General features: G+C 63.2%; 2 protein-coding genes. Both read left to right on the plus strand.

Annotated elements, in window-relative coordinates; translation table 11 throughout:
- Positions 1–4,559: sulfolipid-1 biosynthesis phthioceranic/hydroxyphthioceranic acid synthase (pks2, locus tag MSIMFI_RS26825; RefSeq protein ID WP_191499960.1), on the plus strand; the 4,559-nt coding region annotated here is incomplete at its 5' end.
- 165 nt (positions 4,560–4,724) lie between these two features.
- Positions 4,725–6,065 (plus strand): condensation domain-containing protein, encoded by a 1,341-nt coding sequence (locus MSIMFI_RS26830; protein ID WP_224770480.1) that lies wholly within the window; start codon positions 4,725–4,727, stop codon positions 6,063–6,065.
- Positions 6,066–6,068 lie beyond the last annotated feature (3 nt).

A 6,068-nucleotide genomic window follows, 5' to 3' on the forward strand; every position in this document is an offset into this window, starting at 1 on the left:
CGATGTCGGCACCGGAGGTGGTGACGGGCATTGATCGGGTGCAGCCGACCGTGTTTGCCATGCAGGTGGCGCTGGCGGCGACGATGAAGTCTTACGGGGTGCGGCCGGGCGCGGTGATCGGTCACTCGTCGGGTGAGTCGGCGGCGGCGGTGGTTGCCGGGGCGCTGTCGGTGGAAGACGGGGTGCGGGTGATCTGCCGGCGCTCGAAGTTGATGACCCGCATCGCTGGTTGTGGGGCGATGGCGTCGGTGGAATTGCCTGCCCAGCAAGTGCTTTCGGAATTGATGGCCCGTGGCATCGACGACGTCGTGGTGGCGGTGATGGCCTCGCCGCAGTCGACGGTGATCGGTGGGGCCACTGAGACGGTGCGTGATCTGGTGGCGGCCTGGGAAGAGCGTGATGTGATGGCCCGCGAGGTGGCCGTCGACGTGGCGTCACACTCGCCGCAGGTTGATCCGATCCTTGACGAGTTGTCTGAGGTGCTGGGCGATATCACCCCGCTGACCCCGGAGGTGCCCTACTTTTCGGCGACATCGTTCGACCCCTGTGAGGAGCTCTACTGCGACGCCTACTACTGGGCGGACAACCTGCGGCACACGGTGCGTTTTACTGCGGCGGTGCAGGCCGCGCTCGAAGACGGCTTCAGGGTTTTTGTTGAGCTGTCGCCGCAGCCGCTGCTGATGCATGCGGTTAATCAGACCGCGAGCGGTCTGGATATGTCGGTGGCTGCGTTGGCTGGGATGCGGCGTGAGCAACCGTTGCCGTATGGGTTGCGGGGGCTGGTGGGTGATGTGTATGCAGCGGGTGCGGCGGTGGATTTCTCGGTGCTGTATCCGGGGGGGGGGTTGGTGGATGCGCCGCTGCCGGTTTGGGCGCATCGTCGGGTGTTGTTGAGTCCTGGTGGTCAGGATTCGCGGGCGCATGGGGCGTCGACGATTTCGGTGCATCCGTTGGTGGGGGCGCATGTGCGGTTGGCTGAGGAGCCGGAGCGTCATGTGTGGCAGGGTGAGGTTGGTACCGCGGCTTTGCCGTGGTTGGCCGATCATCGCATTCATGGGACGGCGGCTTTGCCGGGGGCTGCGTATTGCGAGATGGCGTTGGCCGCGGCGGGCACGGGTTTGGGTGTGGGGTCCGAGGTTCGTGATGTGCGGTTTGAGCAGTTGTTGTTGCTTGATGAGCAGACCCCGGTTGGGGTGAGTGCGACGGTGGAGGCGCCTGGTGTGGTCGCCTTTGTGGTGGAGACCGATCAGGAGGGGCAGCGTTCGCGGCGGGCTTCGGCGGTGTTGCATGCTGTCGAGGACGGTGATCGGCCGCCCGCGTGGGGTGTTGCGGCTTTGCTGGGTAAGCATCCGGATCCGGTGACCGGTGGTGATCTGCGGCAGGGGGTTGACCTGCACGGTATTCAGTATGGTCCGGCGTTCACTGGGTTGGCGGCGGTGTACACGGCGCCGGAAACGGGTGGCGCGAGCGTGTTGGCTGAGGTTGGGGTGCCGGGTTCGATTCGGGCGCAGCAGGGTGCTTATGGTGTGCATCCGGCGTTGCTGGATGCGTGTTTTCAGTCGGTGGCGGCCCATCCTGCCGTGCAGGGTGTCAGTGGTGGTGGTTTGCTGTTGCCGTTGGGTGTGCGCCGGTTGCGTGCCTATGGCTCGGCGCGCGGCGCCCGGTACTGCTTGACGACGGTGACCGCGGGCGGTTGCGGTGTGGAAGCCGACCTGGATGTGTTGGATGAGCACGGTGTCGTGGTGTTGGCGGTGCGTGGGCTGCAGATGGGCACCGGTGTCGCGCCGGGTAGCGAGCATGATCGGGTGTTGGGTGAGCGGTTGTTGAGCATCGAGTGGCATCAGCGTCAGCTGCCCGAGAAGAGTCACGCCGAGCCTGGGACGTGGCTGTTGGTCAGCACCAGTGATGCCGCCGATTTGGTGGCCGCCGAGTTGACGGATGCGTTGAAGGTGCACGACGCGCAATGCACGACGATGTCGTGGCCGTTTCAGGCCGATCATGGGGTTCAGGCGGGGCGGCTGCGTGATCAGCTCAAGACTGGCGGGTTTAGCGGTGTGGTGGTGCTTACGGCGCCGCACAACGGCAACCCGGATGCGGAGTCGGTGGTGCGTGGCGGTGAATACGTCAAGCATGTGGTGCGCATCGCCCGCGAACTCCCGGAGATCATGGGCCAAGAACCCCGGTTTTACGTGCTGACGCGCAACGCTCAGACGGTGCGGTCCGACGACCGTGCCAATTTGGAGCAGGGTGGGTTGCGTGGGTTGCTGCGGGTGATCGGTGCTGAGCATCCGCACCTGAAGGTCAGCTATATCGATGTCGACGAGCACACCGGCGCCGAGTCGGTGGTGCGCCAACTGTTGCAGGGCATCGATGAAGACGAGACCGCCTGGCGCCATGACGAGTGGTACACGGCCCGGTTGTCCCCGGCCCCGCTGCGGCCCGAGGAGCGCCACACCACCGTTGTGGACCATGCCGAGGCCGGGATGCGTTTGCAGATCCGCACCCCCGGTGACCTGCAAACGTTGGAGTTCGCGGCGTTCGACCGGGTGCCGCCGGGGCCCGGGCAGATCGAGGTGGCGGTCAGCGCGTCGAGCATCAACTTCGCCGATGTGCTGGTCACGTTCGGGCTGTACCAGACCGCGGATGGCCAGCAACCGCAGTTGGGTACCGATTTCGCGGGTGTGGTGACCGCGGTGGGGCCCGAGGTCAGCGATCACAAGGTCGGCGATCATGTCGGGGGCATGTCGCCCAATGGCTGCTGGAGCACGTTTGTCACCTGTGATGCCCGCATGGCCGTTAAGCTGCCCGAGGGTTTAAGCGATGCCCAGGCCGCCGCGGTGACCACCGCGAGCGCCACCGCCTGGTACGGGTTGCAGGACCTGGCTCGGATCAAGGCCGGTGACAAGGTGTTGATCCATTCGGCAACCGGTGGGGTGGGTCAGGCGGCGATCGCGATCGCGCGTGCCGCCGGGGCCGAGATCTACGCCACCGCGGGCAGTGAGAAGCGTCGGGACCTGTTGCGCGGCATGGGGATTGAGCATGTCTATGACTCGCGCAGTGTGGAGTTCGCCGAGCAGATCCGCCGCGACACCGACGGCTACGGCGTGGACATCGTGCTCAACTCGGTGTTCGGTGCCGCACAACGCGCCGGGATCAAACTGCTGGCCGTGGGCGGCCGCTTCGTCGAGATCGGCAAACGCGACATCTACTCCAGCACGCGATTGGACCTTTCCCTGTTCCGGCGCGGCATTTCGTTCCATTACGTCGATCTGGCCCTGATGGCAGGTAGCCAGGCGCGGGGGATCGGCGACCTGCTAGCCACGGTGTATCAACGCGTTGCAGACGGTCAGTTGCCGCTCCCTGAAAGCACGCATTACCCGCTGGCCGAGGCGGCTACTGCGATTCGGGTGATGGGGGCGGCCGAACATACCGGCAAGCTCATTCTCGATGTTCCGCACGCGGGGCGTAGCAGTGTGGTGTTGCCTCCTGAGCAGGTCCGGGTGTTCCGTGGTGATGGGTCTTACATCATCACTGGTGGTCTGGGGGGGTTGGGTTTGTTTGTGGCCGAGAAGATGGCCAACGGTGGTGCGGGTCGGATCGTGCTGAGTTCGCGCTCGCAGCCCAGTCAAAAGGCGTTGGAGACCATCGAATTCGTGCGTGCGATCGGCGCTGATGTGGTGGTGGAGTGCGGTGATATCGCCGACGCGGGCACGGCGCAGCGGTTGGTGGCAACAGCCACGGCTACGGGGTTGCCGTTGCGTGGTGTGCTGCACGCGGCGGCGGTGGTTGAGGATGCCATGTTGGCCAATATCACCGAGGACCTTATCGAGCGTGACTGGGCGCCTAAGGTCCACGGTGCGTGGCATCTGCATGAGGCCGTGCAGAAGATGGAAGCCGGCCAGCCGTTGGACTGGTTTTGTTCGTTCTCCTCGGCGGCGGCGTTGGTGGGCTCGCCGGGTCAGGGTGCCTATGCGGCGGCCAACAGCTGGTTGGACGCGTTTACCCAGTGGCGCAAATCACAGGGTCTTGTGGCGACCTCGATCGCCTGGGGTCCGTGGGCCGAGATTGGTCGCGCGACGACGTTTGCCGAGCAAGCCGGCGACGCGATTGCTCCGGAGGAGGGTGCCTACGCGTTGGAGGCGTTGCTGCGCCACAACCGCGCCTACACCGGCTACGCCCCGCTGATCGGATCACCCTGGCTGACGGCCTTTGCTCAGCGCAGCCCGTTCGCGGAGATGTTCAAGTCTTTGGGCAAACAGCGTTCGGGCGCAAGCCAATTGCTGGCCGAGCTGGCCGAGCTGCCTCAAGAAGAGTGGCCCGGGCGGCTACGGCGCCTGCTTTCCGAGCAAATCGGCCTGATCCTGCGACGCACCATCGACGCCGACCGCATGCTGGCCGAATATGGCCTTGACTCACTTGGTAGCCAGGAACTGCGCACCCACATCGGTGCCGAAACCGGGATACGCATTAGTGCATCCGACATCACCACCATCCAGGGTCTGGCGGACCGCCTTTACGACAAATTGACCTCAAAAGGCGACATTGCAGCACCTTCGTGAGGTAGGAATGGACCCAAGCGCCAACTGCACTGCAGGGCCGGAAATCGAGGAGGGACCGTGATCATAGGTGGGGGTTCAGCAGGTACCAGTATTGGCGTGGGAATAGTCCATGACTGGGAGCCTGGACCGGGTCCGGTGGTGACGTGGCAGCCAACACCTGCCTCGGTGGCAAAAGCCCGACAAGCACCGGTAGTTGAGGCGCCGCCGAGTTCGATGCAAGCTGCTCATATTCGTAAATTTCTCGAGTTCGAGCAGGAGCGGGGACTAGAGTTTTCCCGGCTGGTCATGGGCTCCTGGGAGATGCCCGGTAAGTGTGATATCCGCACCATGACGCACGTCATCAATTCGCACCTTCGCCGTCATGAAACCTACCGCAGTTGGTTTGAGGTCACGGACGACAACAATATCCTTCGGCACCGGATCAGCAATCCTCGTGACATCCAGTTTGCTCCGATTCAGCATGGCGAGTTGACACAGCCCGAATGGCGGGACTTGGTCTTATCCACCCCGAATCCTTTGCAGTGGGATTGCTTCAGGCTTGGCCTTATCCAGCATGAGGATTACTGCACTCTGTTTGCACTTGTCGATCATCTCCACTGCGACCCGGCGTTGATTACCGGACTGTATGTAGAGATTCTGGCGAATTACCAGGCGCTGGTAGCGGGCAAACCGCCCATCATGTTGTCCGGCACCGCCAGCCATGAGGACTTCTGCATGCGGGAGCGGGCACACGCGGAATCCATGACCCTGGATTCCCCGGAAGTGCGCAAATGGATCGAGTTCGCCGAGACCAACGGTGGAGGCGCGGCGGACTTCCCATTGCCGCTGGGTGAGCAGTCAAGGCTCTGTGGCGGCGACCTCATGGTGGTGCCGCTGATGGACCCAGAGCAAACAGCCCGTTTCGAAGACGACTGCATCGCAGCGGGCGCTCGGTTCAGCGGTGGCTTGTTCGCCTGCGCAGCCCTGGCAAACTACGAATTGACCGGGCAGGAAACCTACTACGGACTCACCCCAGTCGATAAGCGCCAAACGCCCGAAGAATACATGACAATGGGCTGGTTCACCGGGGTAATCCCGTTCAGCGTGACCGTCGACCCGAACTCTTTCCTCGAGACCGCCCGTGCCACTCAGGCGTCATTCGACGAGAACATCACCCTCGCCCAGATACCTTTCGACCGCGTCTTAGAATTAGCGCCCTGGCTGCCAAAGTATGGATCGCAGTTCTTCATGATGAACTACATGGACGTCGGCCTCCCCCCACTTTCCGCAGTGGTCGCTACCGCATTGGCAGGATCAAATGCAACCGCCTACAACGACGGCAGGAGCCCGGCATACCTGTATATGTCGGTAATCCGCCTCTTCGACGAAGTCTCGCTGATGATTTCCTTCCCGAACAATCCCATCGCACGAGAGTCCGTAACCCGCTACGGGGAAGTCTTAAAATCTGTATTCAGCCGCGCCGCCGCAGGCCAATACACAGCGCCAGCTGTTCACGCATCCAGATAAAAG

The organism is Mycobacterium simulans (assembly GCF_900232995.1).
Taxonomy (GTDB): Bacteria; Actinomycetota; Actinomycetes; order Mycobacteriales; family Mycobacteriaceae; genus Mycobacterium; species Mycobacterium simulans.